16 protein-coding genes are annotated in these 17,063 nt (G+C 45.6%); 9 read left to right on the top strand and 7 right to left on the bottom strand.

Annotation, left to right across the window (positions count from 1 at the left end; genetic code table 11):
- The first annotated feature begins 98 nt into the window (after positions 1–98).
- The 7 genes from MINF_RS04880 (at position 99) to MINF_RS04850 (ending at position 10,436) form a co-directional block, all read left to right on the top strand.
- Positions 99–2,255, top strand: a complete 2,157-nt coding sequence (locus tag MINF_RS04880) for a molybdopterin oxidoreductase family protein (RefSeq protein WP_012463431.1) — start codon at positions 99–101, stop codon at positions 2,253–2,255.
- Positions 2,252–4,699 carry a nitrite reductase large subunit NirB gene (nirB, locus tag MINF_RS04875; RefSeq protein WP_012463430.1) on the top strand — a complete coding sequence of 816 codons (2,448 nt, stop codon included), beginning with the start codon at positions 2,252–2,254 and terminating at the stop codon, positions 4,697–4,699. The genes MINF_RS04880 and nirB overlap by 4 nt, the downstream gene beginning before the upstream one ends.
- Positions 4,700–4,713: 14 nt before the next feature.
- The gene (locus MINF_RS04870) at positions 4,714–5,082 is read left to right on the top strand and encodes a Rieske (2Fe-2S) protein (protein ID WP_012463429.1); all 369 of its coding nucleotides are present in this window, start codon (positions 4,714–4,716) and stop codon (positions 5,080–5,082) included.
- The gene (locus MINF_RS04865; RefSeq protein WP_012463428.1) at positions 5,079–6,353 is read left to right on the top strand and encodes an MFS transporter; all 1,275 of its coding nucleotides are present in this window, start codon (positions 5,079–5,081) and stop codon (positions 6,351–6,353) included. The genes MINF_RS04870 and MINF_RS04865 overlap by 4 nt, the downstream gene beginning before the upstream one ends.
- Positions 6,350–8,782: a TonB-dependent receptor gene (locus MINF_RS04860; protein ID WP_012463427.1), complete on the top strand. Its 2,433-nt coding sequence runs from the start codon at positions 6,350–6,352 to the stop codon at positions 8,780–8,782. The genes MINF_RS04865 and MINF_RS04860 overlap by 4 nt, the downstream gene beginning before the upstream one ends.
- A gap of 155 nt (positions 8,783–8,937) precedes the next feature.
- Entirely contained in the window at positions 8,938–9,762 is an 825-nt protein-coding gene (locus MINF_RS04855) for a globin domain-containing protein (RefSeq protein WP_012463426.1), read from the top strand.
- Positions 9,763–9,776: 14 nt separating this feature from the next.
- A complete protein-coding gene (locus MINF_RS04850; RefSeq protein ID WP_012463425.1) occupies positions 9,777–10,436 on the top strand; it encodes a class I SAM-dependent methyltransferase in 660 nt (219 codons plus the stop codon).
- A gap of 28 nt (positions 10,437–10,464) precedes the next feature.
- Here the strand turns inward: MINF_RS04850 and MINF_RS11845 are convergent, their stop codons facing one another.
- On the bottom strand, positions 10,465–10,833 hold the full coding sequence (locus MINF_RS11845) for a septal ring lytic transglycosylase RlpA family protein (RefSeq protein ID WP_148205145.1): 369 nt from the start codon (positions 10,831–10,833) through the stop codon (positions 10,465–10,467).
- 339 nt (positions 10,834–11,172) lie between these two features.
- Between MINF_RS11845 and MINF_RS04840 the strand changes: the two genes are divergently transcribed.
- Complete coding sequence (locus tag MINF_RS04840; RefSeq protein WP_012463422.1) at positions 11,173–11,613, top strand: OsmC family protein; 441 nt, start codon at positions 11,173–11,175, stop codon at positions 11,611–11,613.
- Positions 11,614–11,692: 79 nt separating this feature from the next.
- On the opposite strand, the gene MINF_RS04835 is transcribed toward MINF_RS04840, so the two are convergent.
- From MINF_RS04835 to MINF_RS04825, 3 genes are read right to left on the bottom strand one after another with little or no spacing between them, the layout of a single operon-like run.
- Complete coding sequence (locus MINF_RS04835) at positions 11,693–11,938, bottom strand: hypothetical protein (RefSeq protein WP_012463421.1); 246 nt, start codon at positions 11,936–11,938, stop codon at positions 11,693–11,695.
- A gap of 56 nt (positions 11,939–11,994) precedes the next feature.
- Entirely contained in the window at positions 11,995–12,912 is a 918-nt protein-coding gene (locus tag MINF_RS04830) for a ribokinase (RefSeq protein WP_012463420.1), read from the bottom strand.
- A gap of 12 nt (positions 12,913–12,924) precedes the next feature.
- Positions 12,925–13,350 (bottom strand): secondary thiamine-phosphate synthase enzyme YjbQ, encoded by a 426-nt coding sequence (locus MINF_RS04825; protein WP_048810164.1) that lies wholly within the window; start codon positions 13,348–13,350, stop codon positions 12,925–12,927.
- A 92-nt stretch (positions 13,351–13,442) separates the two neighbouring features.
- Between MINF_RS04825 and MINF_RS04820 the strand changes: the two genes are divergently transcribed.
- Complete coding sequence (locus MINF_RS04820; protein WP_012463417.1) at positions 13,443–13,823, top strand: P-II family nitrogen regulator; 381 nt, start codon at positions 13,443–13,445, stop codon at positions 13,821–13,823.
- Here MINF_RS04820 and MINF_RS04815 read toward each other — a convergent pair.
- The 3 genes from MINF_RS04815 to MINF_RS04805 all read right to left on the bottom strand — a co-directional run bounded on the left by MINF_RS04815 (position 13,815) and on the right by MINF_RS04805 (position 17,038).
- Positions 13,815–14,345: an isochorismatase family protein gene (locus MINF_RS04815; protein ID WP_012463416.1), complete on the bottom strand. Its 531-nt coding sequence runs from the start codon at positions 14,343–14,345 to the stop codon at positions 13,815–13,817. The genes MINF_RS04820 and MINF_RS04815 overlap by 9 nt on opposite strands.
- Before the next feature lie 259 nt (positions 14,346–14,604).
- Positions 14,605–15,891: a diaminopimelate decarboxylase gene (lysA, locus tag MINF_RS04810; RefSeq protein ID WP_012463415.1), complete on the bottom strand. Its 1,287-nt coding sequence runs from the start codon at positions 15,889–15,891 to the stop codon at positions 14,605–14,607.
- A gap of 94 nt (positions 15,892–15,985) precedes the next feature.
- On the bottom strand, positions 15,986–17,038 hold the full coding sequence (locus tag MINF_RS04805) for a ribonucleotide-diphosphate reductase subunit beta (RefSeq protein WP_048810469.1): 1,053 nt from the start codon (positions 17,036–17,038) through the stop codon (positions 15,986–15,988).
- Positions 17,039–17,063: the final 25 nt, after the last annotated feature.

Here is a 17,063-nt window from a genome sequence, read left to right as displayed (position 1 = left end):
TGCATATTAAGCATAGCTCTTATGCTTTAGATTTTCAATCTATTTGAATCTGATTTAGCGACTAGCACAATTCCTGCTTTATCAAAATAAAGTGATATATGCATTATTATTATAATATAAATACATTATATGCTTTATCAGCATATAATAAAACCCATTGCCCCTTTTGCGGGTTGCAATGTGCGATCAGCCTTATGCACTCAAAAGAAGGGGTTGAAATAGAGCCTAGAGATTTTCCGACCAACAAGGGGCAAATATGCATCAAGGGCTTGAATGCCGGCAGACTGATCAACCATCCGGAACGGCTCAAAACTCCTCTTATCCGGCCCCGGAAAGATAAAGCTTTGAGAAAATCTTCTTGGGAAGAAGCCTTGGGATTTACCGCTAAATCATTGTCTAAAATCCGTTCCCGGTGGGGAAACGATTCCCTATTCGTTTACGGCAGCGGCAGTTTGTCCAACGAAAAAGCCTATCTTCTGGGAAAATTTTCCCGCGTTGTTCTAGGGACTTCTTCAATCGATTACAACGGAAGATACTGCATGTCTTCGGCTTCTAAAGCCTTAGAAATGGCTTTGGGCATAGATCGAGGCCTGCCCTTCCCTATCGACTCTATAGCGAAAACCGACCTGCTTTTGCTTGTGGGAGCCAATCCCCTTGAAACGATGCCTCCCCTAAAAACCCATCTTGACGAACTGAAAAAAAAGAGGAAAAAAATTATCGTTGTCGATCCCAGAACTACCCCTACGGCCCAATATGCCGATGAGCATCTCCAAGTCAAGCCAGGAAGCGATTACATCTTGGCAGCCGGATTGCTCTGGCTGCTCTTCCGTAAGAATAAAATCGATTGGTCTTTTATTGAAAATTACACCACCGGATTCGAAGAAGTATTGAACAGTATTTCTTCCTTTTGGCCCTCTCGGGTCGAAGCCCTTACGGGAATATCCCAAGATAGACTGCACAAAACCGCCGACCTTTTCGAAACCCATCCCCACGCCATTATTTTAACCGGTCGAGGTTGTGAACAGCAAGCCCACGGGGTAGATAACGTCCTTTCGTTCATAAACCTTTCTCTAGCTTTAGGCCTTGTCGGAAAACCAAACTGTGGGTTCGGCACCCTGACGGGGCAAGGCAATGGGCAGGGTGCAAGAGAAATGGGACTCAAGTCCAACCAACTTCCCGGTTGTCGAAACAATGCCGATCCCAATGACAGGAAATTCATCGCAGCTCTATGGCAAAGAGATGAAAAAGAACTTCCTCGGCCGGGGATAACCGTAACCGAAGCCCTCGGAAATCTCGGCAAACAAGACGCTGTCAAGGCGATGATCGTTTTTGGAGCCAATCCCCTCATCTCCTCCCCTAACCATTCAAAGCTAAAAGCTCTTTTTTCTTCATTGGAATTTCTGGCCGTTTGCGATCCTTTTCTTTCTGAAACGGCTGCGGTCGCCGACGTGGTTTTACCTTCGGCCCTGTGGGTTGAAGAAACGGCAACGGTGACAAACCTTGAAGGCCGCGTTTTGCTAAGGCCACAAATACTTTCTCCCCCTCCCCAGGTCAAGACCGATCTTGAAATTATTCGGTTGCTTGCCAAGCAGTTTGGTTTTACAGAGGGTTTTCCTTCGGATCCCCAAGCGGTCTTCGAAGAAATACGCAGGGCCACGGCGGGAGCTTTTGCAGATTATTACGGAATCACTTACCAAAGGCTTGCCCGGGGAGAAGAACTCTTCTGGCCCTGTCCTTCCCTCGAAAGCAATGGCCAAAAAGAGCTCTTCCTGTCCAAACGATTTCCCACCGAAAAGGGGAAAGCCCGGTTTCACCCCATCTTCTTCATCCCTCTTGCGGAAGAACCGGATGAAGAGTATCCCTTTTTCCTTACCACGGGAAGAACCTTTTACCACTACCAAACCGCCGTTCAAACAAGGCGGATCGAAAAACTCAAAGAAAAAGAACCTACTCCCATCGTGGAGATCCCTACAGCTGTGGGACAGAGGCTGGGAATCAAGACTGGGCAATATGTCAAGGTTGAAACAAGGAGGGGAAGCGGCTACTTCAAAGCAAAACTGACCGAGCAGGGGCGGATCGACACCCTCTTTATCCCTTTTTACCCCTCGGAAAATGCAGCGGCCAACGCGCTCACCCTTTCGGCTCATGACCCCCGGTCCCACATGCCGTCCTTTAAGCTTTGCGCGGCCCGAATTCAAGCCGCTGATGATCTTCAACAGAACCAATCGATCAACGGAAAGGAAAAGATAGGATGAAAAAGGAAAAACTCGTAGTTATCGGTGCAGGCATGGCCGCCGTTCGATTTCTTGATGAACTCGTCGAACGGGGAGGTAGCCAAAAATACGATATCACCCTGATCGGCAAGGAAACAAGGGTCGGCTATAACCGGATCTTGCTTTCGTCTCTTCTTGCCGGCGAAATCGATTTTTCCGGTTTAGAGCTCAAGAGTCCAGAGTGGTTTTCTAAACAAGGAATATCGGTAAGAGCCGGCTGCGAAGCTTTGCTGATCGATACGGCGAATCGAAAGGTGTGGACGGATAAAGAAAAAATACCCTACGACAAGCTTTTTATAGCCACGGGCAGCACCCCTTTTATACCCCCCCTTTCCGGGCTTTACGATTCTCATAACAACAGATTGGATGGCGTTTTCAGCTTTAGGGAAATCGAGGATTGCCAGTCCATCCTCAAGCAAATTCCCGGGGCGGAGCAAGCGGTGGTGATCGGTGGAGGACTTTTAGGCATAGAAGCGGCCTACGGGCTATACAAAAAGGGGATGCAGACGGTCCTTGTCCATCTCATGGGCCATTTGATGGAAAAACAGCTCGATACTCTTGCCGCAACCCTATTGAAAAGAGAACTTGAAAAACTCGGTATCCGGATCCTTCTCCGCACGAAAACGACCCGGCTTCAAAAGATCGGTCGAAGGATCAGGATAGAATTTGAAAACGGCAATGAAATTGCGGCCGATATCGTGGTCATAGCGACGGGCATAGTCCCTAACAGTTCCCTGGCTAAAAAATCGGGTATCGCCGTCAACAAGGGCATCATCGTTAACTCTCAAATGGAATCGGTTTCCCATCCGGGAATTTTTGCCGCAGGAGAATGCATTGAATTTGAAGGACAAACCTATGGACTTGTGAATGCGGCATGGCAACAGGCCTCAATAGCCGCAAGATCACTGCTCGACCCTTCCTGGCGTTCTTCCTATACGGGTACACTTCCCATTGCACGGCTAAAGGTTGCGGGCATCGATCTCCTTTCCTTTGGCCAGATAGAACCTGCAGGAAATGAAGATGTCGTCCTTTATACCCATTCCCAACAGGCCGTCTATAGGAAACTGTTCATCAAGGACAAAAAGCTTACCGGAGGCATTTTTCTTGGACCCTCTCATAGATCGTTAGAAGCCCTCCACTTCTACGAAAAAAACCTTCCCCTAAACTGCGAGCCTCAAGAGTTTCTTTTTGAAGCCCCAACGAAAACTAGGGAAGAAGCAATCGAAGATAAGCCCGATGACTTCCAAGTGTGCAACTGCAACGGGGTGACTAAAAGAGAAATCCTCGAGTCGATTAAAAAAGGTTGTTCTACCCTCAAAGAAGTCATGGCGATAAGCCGGGCAGCGACAGGTTGCGGAAGTTGTAAACCCCTCGTTCAAAGGTTGTGGGAAAAAACCGCAAAGGAGCCGGCTGCGGAGGATCCCACCGTCCACTACTATGTCCCCTGTATTCCCCTGACCAAAAGGGAACTGATCGAAGAAATTAAAAAAAGAGATCTCCGGGGGGTTTCCGCCGTCTTCGCCGCTCTTGCCGCAGGCAAGGAAGATGCACAGTCTAAGCCCGCCTTGGCCAGCCTTCTTAAGATGGTTTGGGGCAAAGACTATAAAGAGGAACCCGATTCGAGGTTCGTTAACGACCGCGTCCATGCCAATATCCAAAAAGATGGGACTTATTCGGTTGTTCCCCGCATGTATGGAGGAATCACCACGGCGGAGCAGTTGAGGAAGATCGCCGATGTAGCTGAAAAATACCAAGTAGGTATGATCAAGCTTACCGGCGGTCAACGGATCGATCTCCTCGGGATCAAAAAGGAGCAGTTGCCGGCCATTTGGAAAGAGCTAGGAATGAGTTGCGGGCATGCTTACACGAAAGCCTTTAGAACGTGTAAAAGTTGTGTGGGCACAGATTTTTGCCGGTTTGGAGTTGGGGATTCCACCACGCTGGCCATCGCTATCGAAAAGAAATTCCAGGGCATCGAATCACCGGCAAAAATGAAGCTTGCCGTGAGCGGCTGTTCGAGAAACTGCGCGGAGGCCACGACCAAAGACATAGGCGTTGTAGCCATAGGGACAGGGTGGGAAATCTACGTCGGCGGGGCGGCGGGTTCCAAGGTAAGGGCCGGCGATCTCTTGGCCGTAGCCAAGGATCAACCCGAGGTTCTCCGGTTAATAGGCCGATTTATTCAATATTACCGCGAAAACGCTAAATACGCGGAAAGAAGCTACAGTTTTGTAGAGCGGTTAGGAATAGAACATGTAAGAAAAGCCGTAGTTTCTCTCTCAGAGGAAGAGGCAAGACGGCTGGACCGGGAAGTAGAACAAGCCATAGAAGCTTACATCGATCCTTGGCAAGCCGCCCAGCAAGAACAGTATCCCCATCAATTCGAATCTTCATCCCCTATTCCCGGATCTTTTGCAAACCAATAACGGAGGAATCGAACATGGAACCTCAGGAAAATAAAAGAACAGGCTCTTACTTACTTTGCCCAATCGACGAACTTGTTGCTTGTGTCGGCAGAACTTTTAAAATCGGAAAGCTCAATATTGCGTTATTCAAAACCAGGTCGGGTAAAATTTGGGCGCTGGATGCTCGGTGTCCCCATCGCGGGGGACCCCTGGGAGAGGCTCTTTGCGATGATCAGGTCTTGATCTGTCCTCTTCACGGGTATGTCTTTAGCCTGGAAACGGGTCAATGCTTGATTTCAGATAAATACCAAGCAACAACCTACCCAACTTTTATAACCGGCGGTTGGATTTCCATCGAGCTGTCCCCAACCTCTAGCCGTAGCTTATCCCAGGAAGTCCCATGAAAAAATTCTTTTATTATCCTTGTAAAAAAGCGGTTTTAACCCTTTGTTGTGCCTTTCTTTATTTTGATATCAGCTTTGCTGTCTGGGTCATCCTGGGAGCAATAGGGACTTTTATTGCCGGAGAATTAAAACTGACCCCGGTCCAAAAGGGGATCATGGTTGCCCTACCCATCCTTTCCGGTAGCCTTTTGAGAATTTTATTTGGTCTAGCCGAATCTGTTTTTGGAGGGAAAAAAACGGCTCTTATCGGCATGGGAATAACCGCCGCTTGCTTGTTGTGGGGCGGCTTATCGGCCCACAGTCTCAAAGAAATTTACGGTATTGGGCTTCTTTTGGGTATCTCCGGGGCCAGTTTTGCCGTAGCCCTCCCGATGGCCAGCCGCTGGTTTTCTTCTCAAAACCAAGGGCTTGTCTTGGGTTTAACCGGCAGTGGAAATAGCGGAACCCTTCTTTGTACCCTGTTTGGGCCTATGATCGCCCATGCTTACGGGTGGCACTCGGTATTTATTTTTTTTCTCCTTCTTTTAGGCATCGTTTTCCTCGTCTTCTTATTGCTAGCCGAAGACGCTCCCCAAACCCAAAGAGAAAAATTAGATCTTTATGCCCTTTCTCTTAACCTTCGACAGCTTCTTCCCTGGTTATTAGCCTTTTTGTATAGCCTTTCCTTTGGTGGATTTGTGGGTCTTGCCAGCTACCTGGGATTTTTTCTCGTCGATGATTACCGAATAGATAAAGTCGAAGCGGGTAAAACCCAAACTCTTATCATCGCCGCAGGAAGCCTTTTAAGACCACTGGGTGGAGCCTTGGCCGATAAAGTAGGAGGAGCAAAGCTCCTTTTGGCGTTGCTCGCTACTTCTTCCCTGCTTGCCTTCTTGCCCTCTTTTTACTTCCCTTTCCTCGCCGAAATCATCCTTCTTTTTTGTTTGATGGGATGCCTGGGATTAGCCAATGGAGCGGTTTTTCAACTGGTGGGAAGTTCAATGTCTTCTTGCGTGGGTATCATTACGGGCGTTGTTGGAGCTGCCGGGGGTATAGGGGGATTTTTCTTGCCGATCTTGCTTGGGAAGGTCAAAGAGCATTTCGGATCCTGTGCCCTGGGATTCCTCTTTTTTTCCTTTTTTCTTTTCGTGGGAAGCTGCCTGGCTTTCGCCCTCGTTTTTTCGGAGAGATTAAACAAAAGCCTTCGTGTTGAAAATCCGACCAGGGCGACAGCATCCGCAAGTTTGATTCCCTTTTCTCCCCTTGCACGAAAAGAAGGCTCTGAAAAATGAAAGGGACTAAAAGCTTTCTCTACTGGACCCAACTCGGTTTAACCCTTTTGCTTTTTGTTGACAAGCTTTCTTTTGCCACGGCCCAAGAGGCTCAAGAGGGTTTTGAAAATTCCCTTCCCCCCTCTTCCCTGAAGGTCAAAGGAAAGCTCCCTACCGAAATAGAAGAAAACTCCTCTTTTTTGCTTTCTCCAACCAAAGAGTTCGGACCCATGGACGTTTTAGATACTCCAAGAACCGTTTTTATCATCGACAAGCCTCTGATTCAAGCTACGGGTATGGGGCTACAACCTTTTTTGGACCCTCTCAGTATGTCTTTCCTTGTCCCTTCAGCTTATTCTTCGGTCAACTACGGGCTAGGCATAGCTCCCTTTTCAAGGGGATATCCCGCCACCCCCTATATAAACGGCATCGAGATGAACATCCAGAATGGAGCTTTCCAAGGCATTCCCATGAACTGGAACATGATCGATTCTTTTGATTTCATAGAGGGTCCGGCCCAAGCGGTCTTTGGAGCTACGCAAACCAGTTCCGGGGTGTGCAATTACCTAACCAAGCAGCCTTATTTCGATTCTTTTCGCTCTTCAGCCCAGTTTACAACTGGAATGTACGAAAAATACATGTGGATGGTCGACATGGGAGGGCCCATACGTCCTGATCTAGCCTACAGGGTCAGCTACCAAGGGATGGAAAACGGAAACTACTACCAATACGTGCATAACGATCAACAAAACATCTATTTTACTCTTGGCTTTCATCCCTCGGATACTTACCAAGCAGATCTCATCGCCGACCTGGGAACTTACGATTATACCCCCCTTTTCATGTGGATGAATAGACCAACCGAAGCCTTGATCACAAACAACCTTTATCTGGGCGGATCGGTTCCTTCTTCTTCAATCAATGTAGGGACAGTTAACAATCCGGCTTTCTCTCTCTATGCCGGCCCCCTTGAACCGATCAGCCGAAGAATCCTCCTTCAAAACCCTGAAGGGGAAGGCCGGGCGATCCTTGGGTTACTGCAATATGTACAAAAATTCCAACCCAGCGAAAATCTCGCTATCCTGGACAATACCCTGGTATGGTACAACAGGGAAAGTCTTTTACAACCTCCCGTTTATTACAGCCTTAACAGTGCCGGCGATTATGAAATCGACCACCGGACGGAATGTCTTCTCCATTTCCACTTCGATCGGAATACTTTTCCTTTTTCCCTCAAGGGTCTCCTGGACGGTGGAATCGAATGGCGAATCCAGAGAAACTTGGATTACGTAGCCAGTTCTTTTTTGGGAGCGAACAGTTGGGATATGGTCTTCAGCCAACCCACGAGTTGGAACATGAACTTTTCTTCTTTTTTCCGGCAAAACTTAGCCAATCCTCATGCCAAATACGGCGGGCTTTGGCCGATTCCCGGAGCTCCCCCTGGCTTTTTCTTCAATCCATTAAACGGTTCTGCCGGCTCAACCGATAGTTTTTTTTACTCGATCGCTCCATTTATCCAGCAGACGTTTTCCTTTAACGATCATTTAGCCCTGGGCCTAGGACTAAGAGACACCAACTACTTTGTTCAAGCAGAAACTCCTCCCGGAACTCCGCCGATGCTTTTCAAAGCATTCAAAACCACGCAATCCGATCCTCTTTTTTCCATCAGTCCAAGCTACAAGCCTTTAGAGTGGCTAAGTATCTATTTAACCTATGTTCTGGAATATACCACGGATGCGGCAGTTCTTGGGGGATACTCCCCTTTGTTTAATTCCCAGTCCTTCCACCAGGAAGACGAACTGTACGAAGCGGGGTTTAAATGCAACCTTATTAAAAACAAGCTTTTTATTGAGGGGGACGGCTTTTCTCAGATTCTCTGGCTTGACAACGTTGGCCTAAAGCCCACGAAAACGACGGTCAACGGTTTTGAACTTAACATGTCCTATTCTCCTTTTAAAACCTTGCTCCTTAGGATCGGCTATGCCTATCAATACGGGACAGAAAACTGGTCAGCCGTTAGCCACGGGCCGTTCGAGACCCAAACTTACTCGACCGATTACGCCCAAATCTTTTCTTTGCCTCTCGACAACAACGGTTTTTTCCCCCCGGGCCTCTATCCCTTTATCGGCTGGCCCAAGGAGGTGATCGATGGCATGATCAACTATAGCCCTTCCCAGGGTTTGGGATTTACCCTAGGATTGAGCTGGTTCAGCTCACAATTTCTCGGGTATAACTATTCTACTTCTATTCCTCCCGAGTTCGTGATCCGCGGCCGCATCACTTATAGCCTTCCTCACTGCCAACTTGCTCTCTATTTCTATAATCTCACCGGCGAAAAATATTGGCTCCCTTTCGGTGTAGGTATACAGTCGGCAAGAATATTTGACTACGCGAACATCGTTCCTGGAATGCCCTTTTGGATCCAGGCTACCTTAAGCTATTTTTTCTAAGGCCTTCTTTAAACCAACGACTTAAAAATCCTCACAAATAATATTATAAAATAGAAAAATAAATATTAAGAACTGCCTTGAAGAAAATTAAGCGATCTTATATATCTTATCTGCAAAAATTATAAACCGATTTTAAACGTAGAGATCCTCTTTATATGACTCGCGAAGAAATCAAGATGATTCAGAAAAGTTGGCTGCGAGTTATCGATAAAATGGATGAAGCGGGTCTACTCTTTTATAGAAGACTTTTTGATGTGGAACCCAAGGTGCGGCCTCTCTTTAAGATCGATATTGAAAAGCAGGGAAGAAAATTGATGGACGTCCTTAACTGGATCGTTTTGAATCTTCAAGATATCGATGCGGCCTTGGACGCAGCGAGGGAATTGGCAAGGCGGCATGTCAAATACGGGGTTAAAGCCGAGCATTACCCTGTAGTCGGTCACACTCTTATCTGGACGCTGCGCAAGATGATCGGCTCGGAATGGACAAAGCAACTAGAGCAACTCTGGACCCAAGCCTATGAAGCCTTGGCCCAGGTGATGATCGAAGAGCACAAAAAAATCCAATCCTTTGAGTATCTCATTCGCTACCTTGAACAGGAACTTTCCGAGGTGATAAACTCCGTGATTGCTGCATTCCCTGAAATTGTGGGTATCGCCATCTCTACAACCCAGGGTGCAACGGTAAGCCGATGCTCTTCTGAGAGTTATTCAAACATCATCGGTTCGGTTGTCAGTTCAACACTCGGGCATGCCCAGCGGTTATGCGAAGCGGCAGCAGCAGGCCGTCTTGAAGAGATAAAAATTACGGGGAGCATGCTCCACCTTTACATTCGTCAGGCCGGTTCCGATGCAGCCATAGGGGTATTGTATCCCTCTCAAACCGCCGAAGGGATTATTTCTCTTTTAATCCGAAGTGCCGCCCTAAAAATCCAATCTCTTTTATCCAGCTTCCGTCTAAAAGAAGTGAACCCTGGGTAAACCATCACTACCGTATGGAAAGGATCCGCGAAGAAGAACTCATGGTTGATCCCAACCAAGCTTTTGCTTATGCCCAAGCCGACTTTTCCATCCCTCATCAAGCCCTAGTCGATCGGTTTGAACGCCTTTTCCCTCATTTTAAGGAGGGATTAGTTTTGGATATGGGTTGTGGAACGGCAGACATCGCCATCCGGTTTGCCCGGAAATATCCTCGGGCAAAAATTATCGGGGTGGACGGCTCCCCGGCCATGCTCGCCTTGGCTCAACAAAGGATAGAAGAAAACCATCTCTTAGCTTCCATAGAACTCATAAAAGGAAGATTGCCTTACTGGAACTATCCCCGTTCATTTGACGTTCTCATTTCCAACAGCTTGCTCCATCATCTCCCCTCGGCAAAAGAATTATGGACCTCTTTAAGAAATCTCTCCAAGAATGGATCATTGGTCCTCGTTGTCGACTTGGTCAGGCCCGATTCCCTGGAAAAAGCGCGCCTCCTTACGGAAACATATACCCAGAACGGCCATCCCCTTTTAAAAAGAGACTTTTACAATTCCCTTCTTGCCTCTTTTACCGTTGAAGAAATTACGGAAGAAATCCAAGTCGAAAAACTTCCTTTGAGGGTCGAGCAGGTTTCAGATCGACATCTCATGATTTATGGAGTTATCGAAAAGTAAGGACCAACTAGGCATCGAGCCTTTCCTTCTAATAGGAAGAATACTTCACTACCTTTAATTCCACCGGGACGATACCCGCATCCACCATCTGGAGTTTTTCGGCTGCGGGTTTCGACAAGTCAATAATCCTACCCCGCACAAAAGGACCTCGATCATCGATGCAAACGAGCACTTTTTTTTGGTTTTTTAAATTTTGGACTTCCACGTAAGTCCCAAAAGGGAGGGTCCGGTGCGCAGCCGTAAAACGATGTTCCTTTACAAATCTCTTACCCAAATGCCCCGTTTCAGCATACCAAGAAGCAAACCCCCTTTGCTTCATCCCGATTGGACTCAAAGTTCCCCCTTTTTTGGGATAAGAAAAAGGAAAAAGGGCAAAAAGTAAGTAGAAAAAAAACATGGTTAATTCTTCTCTAAATGAAGTTTTTCCTCCTAACATAAAAGAAAAGGATAGTCAATACTTTTTCTGAAAAATAGGAAACATCATCATGTTATTACTTTTATTTATACAATTAAAAATATTAAATTTACTTAATAATTTTTAATTTATTTTCTTTCCCTTTTTTTATAAAAAATGTTGAATATCTATATCTCTTTAATCACCAAGGAGATAATCAAGCATTTTTCCTCCTGATCGATTTTTATAAGAATCCGAGGCAAGGAAAGCTTCACGAGGATTTCTTTTTTTCGGTCGTCAAAAACGATTTGATGAAATTGTGAATTCTGGTATTGTAATGACATGCATCCGCTGCCCCATCATTACAAAGTGGTTAGTTCGGGAGGTCCTTTCGGCAATCTCATCGTTAAGGGGATTGACGAAGAGTTTCCTCCCATCGAACTGAACGCTCCGGTTCAATACGGTGGGCCTAAAAATACATGGTCACCGGAGACGCTGCTGCCGGCAGCCTTATCCAGTTGCTTAATCCTCACTTTTGATTCCGTTGCGGAGGCCAGTCGATTTCGCTGGCACAAAATAGAATGCGAAGCCGATGGAACTTTAGATAGGAAAGAAGGGATAAGATACTTCGTCTCTTTTTCACTCAAAGTCAAACTTTTCGTTCCCCAGGGAACCGACATACAAAAAGCTCAAAAACTTTTGCACAAGGCCGAAGAAAACTGCTTGATTACTCAATCCTTAAAAGGATCAGTCTTCCTGGAATCGGAAATCATTGAAGAATAAAAGCTAGTTTTAAATTTTATTTTTACGAAATCTTTCCCAACCCATTCCCTGGAGATTAAAAACATACTCCTACAGAGAGTTATCCATGGGAACAACCACAGCCGCCTCCGCAACCACACCCTGCAGAAGTTCTCGAGGGTAAAGTCTTGGCTTGATCTTTACTTGAAGTCAGTATTCCTATCCCTCCAGCAATGACTCTCTGGATGGGTTCTCCAGTCTGGGGATGGTGGGTCAAGGGAGCGTCATGGATACTCTGCTCAATTTCATAACGCTTGATTTCTTCTCCTTCTTTAGAAGGTATGGTTTCATAGACATAGGTAATCATACTCTCTTTCCTTCCTTTGTGTTATTAAACTTCCTTATGCCTCGTTCTGTTCATTATCATAACGGAGTTTTTGAAAGTTGCAACAACACATCCTGAGCTTGAGGAAATGAACTCATGGTTCCCCTGCGCGTGCAAGCCAATGAACCGGAAACCGTAGCCGCCCTGAGGGCTTCTTCCAGAGTCTTACCCGATTCTATCCAGGCAGCAAAGGTTCCTAAAAAGGCATCACCTGCTCCAGAGCTGTCCACTACCTGTACAACCGGGGGCAAAATATGGTTAATGCTCCCCCCCTGTTCAAAGACAAAGGCTCCCGACGCTCCCGTCGTAACCACCAAGACAGAAATTCCCCATTGAAAAAAAAAGGACTTTGCTTTTTCCTTTTCATCGAAAAAAGAAGAGACTGCCGCCAACTTGCAACATTCCCTCTCGTTGAGAACAAGGTAATCGGTCAGAGAAAAAAGCCTGTTTAATCTCCCCACGCAGGGAGAAGGATTTAAAAGGGTTTTAGCTCCTTTATCCTTGGCATATTCAAAAGCAGATTCAACCGTTTGAAGGGGAACCTCGAGTTGGCTCAAAAGGTAATCTCTAGATGTCAATCCCGCTAGGTTCCCAAGGACTTGATCAGCCGAAAGATCAAAATTTGCCCCGGCAGCGACGGTGATCCGGTTATTTCCCTTTTCGTCAATTTCTATCCAAGCTATTCCCGTAGGATGGCTTTCTGAAACAGTGATAAGCGAAACATCTAGACCATAACGGCTGAGTTCTTGACAAACCCTTTTACCCCAAGGATCGTTACCGACACAACCGATAAATCTAGGCTTTACGTTCCAAAGAGCAGCGGCCACAGCTTGGTTTGCGCCTTTCCCTCCAATGGATAAGGAAGATTCCCTAGCCAGGACCGTTTCTCCGGCAGCGGGGAAACTCTCTACATTTACCGTCAGATCCACATTGCAGCTTCCCACAATCCAAAGCATAAACCAGGTTTTTTAGCTAAAGGGAATAAAAGAAAGCTGGATTTTTCTTGTCCTTGGACCATCAAATTCACAGAGAAAAACCCCTTGCCACGTTCCCAGTTTCAGTCTTCCCCCAACGATGTTGCAATGCAAGGAATTTCCTAGAAGTGCCGATTTGACATGGGCTGCCGAATTCCCTTCGGTGTGCGCATAACTGTAATCCTCCCAAGGTATTATTTTGTCTAAAACATAAAGAATGTCCTTTTGGACATCTGGATCGGCATCCTCTTGGATGGTCACCGCCGCCGTGGTATGGGGAACAAAAACATGCAAGAGGCCATCGCTCCATCCCTTCCTTTGAATTTCTTTCTCTATGAGATCACTTACGCCCAGGAGTTGAGAATGCTTGGTGGTTCTTATTTCAATTTCAGTGAAAAATTTCGATGTTTGGGATTCCATCTTCTTTCTTTATCCTCCGCTTTCTCTAGCATACTTTTGGCATAACTTTTGCTTTAAACAAGTCACAACCCTTTTGAGCTTTCTCTTTTTATATGGATTCCTTCTTCAAAATTGAAGCGATCGTCAAGCCTTTTAAACTCGGTGAAATAAGAAAAAATTTATGTACAGAAGATATCCTTGCCATGTCCATATACAGGGTAAAAGGATTGGATGAAGAAGAAAATAGAATCGAAAAATACAGAGGAGATGAATATTTCCCCGTTTTGAAAACCCATTATAAAATAGAAATTTTTGTTCAAAAAATAAACCTCTCTAAGACCCTTTCCGCCCTGAGACGGTCCATGACTAACGATAAACACTCCTCAAGCCAGGTATCCATCATCGCTGTCGCCTCCGTCCAACAGCTCTCTTCGTATGACTATCCTACATCCTACAGCAAACCCCGGCTAACTCCTGCTTTTCTTTTATTTTAAAATGGAAAGAAACTTTTTAAAAATCTCTCCTTCAGCCTTTACAATCATTTCCCAACCGACCGCTTCCACCGAACTAATCAATACCCTATCTTGTCTCATCTCTTCAATCCCCAATTGGTGATCCAGCCTATTCCTTGAACTGACCGCATCCCCTAGAACATACAGGACTTTTTCCCTCATCCTTAAATCATAAACCGTTTGCCGAACGCAAACATGGGTTTCTATTCCGCCAATGAGAATGGTTTTGGGAAGATCTGAAGGCAAGACGGAAGCCGCTGAGAAGGTGTTTTTCCAGATTCTAGGCGTATCTCCCACCTCTTCAAGAACTTCCTTGCAGGTCAGCCCTAATTTTTCCGGGACCTGCTCCGTAATATATAAAGGCAAAGAAAAGAGCTTGGCCAGTTTTACCAGTTGCACGGCTTTCTGGACCACTCTATCCCGATCCTCGATAACGGAGAGAAGTTTTTCCTGGAGATCGATCAATAAAACAGCCGTTTTTTGGGTATCAATGCGCCAATTCATTGTTTATCTTATCCTTAGCCGCTCTGCCAGAATTAGCCGGTGCTGTCCCCTTAGCTACAAAGCAAGCTTGATGATTTATCAAAGATTCTTTGCCTCTGCATAGGATGCAAGCCCAGAACTTAGGGCCTACTGACTTCAATGTATTGTCAAAATTATCTCTCTTTTATTTTTTAGTACCGCAGCAGGGCATTTTATACAGCAATGGGCGAAAAGGCACAACTTATTCTTTAATCGTTCAAATCCTCCTTTAATAACCTTTTTATGACAACTGTTCTTCCAGGGCAACCAAATCTTGATAGCTTTCTCTTTTTCGAACTAATTGTACTTGATTTCCCCAAACAAGCACCTCTGCGGGTTTGAGCCGGGAGTTATAATTGGAAGCCATAGAAAAGCCATAAGCCCCCGCGCTCAATAGGGCCAAGTAATCGCCTGCCCTAACTTCAGGTAAAAGTCTATCGATCGCAAAACAATCCGAAGATTCGCAAACGGGTCCAACAACGTCTACCACTTCAAGGGGTCCATGAGCAGTTTCTTTCAAAGGAACGATCTGGTGGTAAGCTTCATAAAAGGCCGGTCTAACCAGATCATTCATAGCGGCATCAATAATCACAAACTTCTTGGCAATTCCCTTCTTGACATAAATCACCCTGCTCACCAAGATACCCGCATTGCCTACGAGCACCCTGCCGGGTTCAACCAGTATTTTCATCCCCAAGGGCTTGACCAATGGAACGATCTGTTCGGCATAGCGGTTCAGGGTCAGAAGCTCATTTCTTTCCTGCCACCATGCTTCTGTTCCACTTTCCATCGCTTTTTCATAGACTATTCCAATGCCTCCTCCAATATCGAAAAATTCCGCTCCATATTTTTTCTTTGCTTTCTCAACCCAAGGAATGACTTTTTGTATCGCTTCTAAAAAAGGATCTATCGATTGAATCTGGGAACCTATGTGCATCTGCACGCCTCTACAATGAATATTTTCAAGCCTTGAACACTTTTCAAAAACATCATCGATTAAATCCAAGGAGATGCCAAATTTGTTGAGATCGGTTCCTGTTGTAATCTTCGCATGGGTCAAGGCTGAAACATCCGGGTTTAACCGAAAAGCCACGGGGGCTTTAGTCGACCGCTTCGCAGCTATTTTATCGATTTCCAAAAGCTCTTCTTCACTTTCTACAATAAAACTATAAATACCTGCTTGAAGCGCTTCTTCTATTTCGCTTTGGGTTTTTCCCACGCCGGCAAAAGTGCATTTTTGAGGATCAGCTCCTGCCCGAAGAACTCGGTAGAGCTCTCCGCCACTCACCAGATCAAAACCGCTCCCTAGGTCAACCAAGAGTTTTAAAATCCTCTGGTTGGAATTGGCTTTGACCGCATAACAGATGAAATGATCAATGTCTCGAAGTGAACGGTCAAACCGCTTGTAATGATCAATGATCGTTTGTGCCGAATACACATAGAGGGGAGTCCCGTAGCGTTCGACAAGATTTCTTAGCGGAACATCTTCAACGTAAAGCTCAGAATCTTTGTAATAGAAATGATGCATATATTTTTTTTTTTGAAGCTATCAAAACTTGCCCCTTCTTATGAAAATAAAAAGGAAAGATACAAAAAGAAAGGGAATAAGAAGAGACGTAAGTTTACCAATTCAAAACCGCTCCGGACTGGTATTCGGTTACCCGAGTTTCAAAGAAATTTTTCTCTTTGACCAGGTCCATGACTTCGCTCATCCAGGGAAATGGATTTTTTGAACCGTACTTGGCTTTAAAGCCGATTCTTTCCAGCCTACGGTCGGCTATATACTCGACATAATCTTTAAAAAGGGCACTGTTCAACCCGAGTATTCCCCTGGGCAAGCAATCCCTTGCATAGGCATATTCAAGTCGGACGGATTCATCAATCATTTCCTCGATTTCCTTTTGAAACCCAGCAGTCCATATCTCGGGGTTTTCTTCCCTAATCCCATTAATCAAGTCTATTCCAAAATTAAGGTGGATGGTTTCATCTCTTAAAATATACTGGAACTGCTCCCCAATGCCCGTCATCTTGTTTTGCCTGTGGAAAGATAAAATCATGGCAAAACCGCTGTAGAAGAAAATGCCCTCCATGATGACATAAAAGCCGACCAAGTTTTTTACAAATTTCTGGATATTTTCCACACTTTCCGTGTTAAAACCCTCGCGCAAGATATCCTCGGTCAAAGTCATCTCAAACTGGTCTTTGTTTGAAATGGAGTTAACCTCGTGATACATGTTGAAGACCTCTCTTTCATCAAGCCCAAGGGATTCCACAATGTAAAGGAAAGCGTGCGTGTGGACGGCTTCTTCGTAAGCTTGTCTAAGAAGATATTGCCTGGCCTCGGCATTCGTGACGAATTTAAATATGGCTAGAACAATGTTGTTGCCTACAAGACTCTCCCCCGTGGCAAAAAAACCTAAGTTTCTCATGATCACCAACCTTTCGTCATTCGAAAGCCGGTTGGATTTCCAAAGCTCGACATCTCTTTGCATGGGAACTTCAGAGGGGAGCCAGTTGTTTGCACAGCCGTTGAGATAATGTTCCCATGCCCACTTGTATTTCAAGGGCATCAGTTGATTGACGTCAACGGCCTTGCAGTTGATGAGTCTCTTTTCCTCCACATTGATTCTCTTTTTAAGATCGTAGGGTTTACCCCCTCCAGAACAACAGCTCATAAAGTTTCTCCTCTTTTCTCTTTTA

The sequence above is a fragment of the Methylacidiphilum infernorum V4 genome, assembly GCF_000019665.1.
GTDB classification, from domain to species: Bacteria; Verrucomicrobiota; Verrucomicrobiia; order Methylacidiphilales; family Methylacidiphilaceae; genus Methylacidiphilum; species Methylacidiphilum infernorum.
This window is presented reverse-complemented; position numbering and strand designations above follow the sequence as displayed.